Below are 2015 nucleotides of genomic sequence, written 5' to 3'. Positions count from 1 at the left end.
TCACCGAGCCGGGTGAGCTGCCCGCGTGGGTGGCCGAGCACGACCAGCCGTTGGTCTACCTCACTCTTGGCACGGCCTTCGGTCAGGTGGGTGTGCTGCGGACCGCCATCTCCGGCCTGGCGACGCTGCCCGCGCGAGTAGTCGTCGCCGCGGGTCCGACCGTGGAGATCGCCGACCTCGGCGCCACGCCGGACAACGTGACCGTGCTGCCGTGGGTGTCGCAGGCGGACCTGTTGCCGCACACCGATCTCGTCGTGCACCACGGCGGCAGCGGCACCACGCTCGGCGCCCTGGCCGCCGGTGTCCCGCAGCTGTTCATCCCGCAGGGAGCCGACCAGTTCGTCAACGCCGACGCGGTGACGGCGGGCGGCGCGGGCCTGCAACTCGTCGGCGACGCGATCACGGTCGAGGCCGTGGCGGCCAACGCCTCGAACCTCTTGGCCGACAACGCGGTCGCCGCACGGTCCCGCGAGGTAGCCGCCGAGATCGCCGCCATGCCAAGCCCCGCCGAAACCGCCGCCGACCTCGAACACCTGGGAGCCTGACCCTTCGCGATGGGGTTGGGTGGGGTTTCGGATACTGCTGGTCTCCGGAATCTTGCGGCACCGACCGCCGGGAGACCTGGCGTGGATGATCAGCGCGGCTTCGAGGTCGTCGTCATCGGCGCGGGCGCCTCCGGCATCGGCGCGGGCGTCGGCGGGACCTGGCGGGCCAACACCTACCCGGGCTGCGCGTGCGACGTCCCCTCGGCGCCGTACTCGTTCTCGTTCGCGCCCAACCCGGAGTGGAGCCGGGCGTTCGCCGAGCAGCCGGAGATCCTGGACTACCTGCGCCGGGTGTCGACCGAGCACGGTGTCGACCCGCACGTGCGCTACCCCTGGATCCTGCGGCTGGTCCAGCGGATCGGCCTGGCGCACCTGCTGCTGACCGTCAGCGACACCTACTACCCGGCGCTGACCCGGCCGAACGTGACGGTCCACCCGCACGCCGTCCAGGAGATCCGGGGCAGCCATGTCGTCGGCGCCGGCGGCGCCGAGTCCGAAGTGGACGCGATCATCCTCGGCACCGGGTTCCGCATCCTCGACATGCCGCTGGCGGGTCTGGTGTTCGACGCCGAGGGCCGCAGTCTCGCCGAGCACTGGCGGGGCAGCCCGGTCAGCTACCTGGGCACCACGGTCGCCGGGTTCCCCGACGTGCAGCGCCGCTACAACGACGATGTGCGGGGTGCGCCGGCGGGCACGGTCCACAACACCGGCGGCTGCTCCAGCTACTACCTGGACTCCAACGGCCGCAACAGTTTCAGCTGGCCGTGGTCCACCGGCCGGATGCGGTCGCGGCTCGCCGTGTTCGACCCATCGGACTACATCGTCCGCGCCCCCGCGGGCCGACCAGCCGAGATGACGTAGTAGTCGACAAGGCCGTCACGGTACGAGGTCAGCCAGCGCCTGGGCCACTCGTTCTCGGGCACGCCGAGCTGGGCGATCCAGCGGTCCAGACCCGGCCAGACGTGCTCGCCGATCGAGGTGACCCTGATGTCGTCGAAGCCCGCCGCGCCCAGGTGGCCGACCACCTCGGGAACCGCGTGGTCGCGATCGACACCGGAGGCGAAGGTGGCGAGCCGGGCCGCGAGCTCACCGGGGTGGTCCGCGGTCGGGGCGAAGAACGTGCTCACAGCGAACCGGCCGCCCGGCCGCAGCACGCGGAACGCCTGCGCGGCGAACGCGCCGAGGTCATCCATATGCTGCGCGGCCTCGATGGACACCGCGACGTCGAAGGTCTCGTCGGGGAACGGGAGGTCCTCGGCGGCGCCCTGGCGATAGGTCAGGCGCTCCCCCTTGGCATGGGCACTGGCGCGGGCGACCTGGTCGGGGCTAAGGGCACGTAGTGAATCAAGTCAGTGCGGGTCGGGCGTGTCGGATCGTGGGTGAAGGGTGTAGTTCCAGTCGGCGTGCCAGGCGTTGCGGCTGATCGGGAGGTCTTTCATCTGCCGGTTGCTGATCTTGACTCCGGTGGGA

General features: G+C 71.2%; 2 protein-coding genes and 1 pseudogene. 2 read left to right on the top strand and 1 reads right to left on the bottom strand.

The annotated features are described in order from the left end of the window. A partial coding sequence (locus tag ACRDSQ_RS13940) for a glycosyltransferase (RefSeq protein WP_431421477.1) occupies nt 1-545 on the top strand: 545 nt, incomplete at its 5' end. Between the two features lie 81 nt (nt 546-626). Next, complete coding sequence (locus tag ACRDSQ_RS13935; protein WP_431421476.1) at nt 627-1406, top strand: hypothetical protein; 780 nt, start codon at nt 627-629, stop codon at nt 1404-1406. On the opposite strand, the pseudogene ACRDSQ_RS13930 reads toward ACRDSQ_RS13935, so the two are convergent. Next, nucleotides 1361-1864 (bottom strand): annotated as a pseudogene (locus tag ACRDSQ_RS13930) (class I SAM-dependent methyltransferase); the annotation flags it as partial. The gene ACRDSQ_RS13935 and the pseudogene ACRDSQ_RS13930 sit on opposite strands and share 46 nt — an antisense overlap. Between the last annotated feature and the right edge of the window lie 151 nt (nt 1865-2015).

Source organism: Actinokineospora sp., from assembly GCF_050699995.1.
In the GTDB taxonomy this organism is placed as follows: domain Bacteria; phylum Actinomycetota; class Actinomycetes; order Mycobacteriales; family Pseudonocardiaceae; genus Actinokineospora.
Note: the sequence above shows the minus strand (reverse complement) of the source record. Positions and strands in the feature narration are given on the sequence as shown.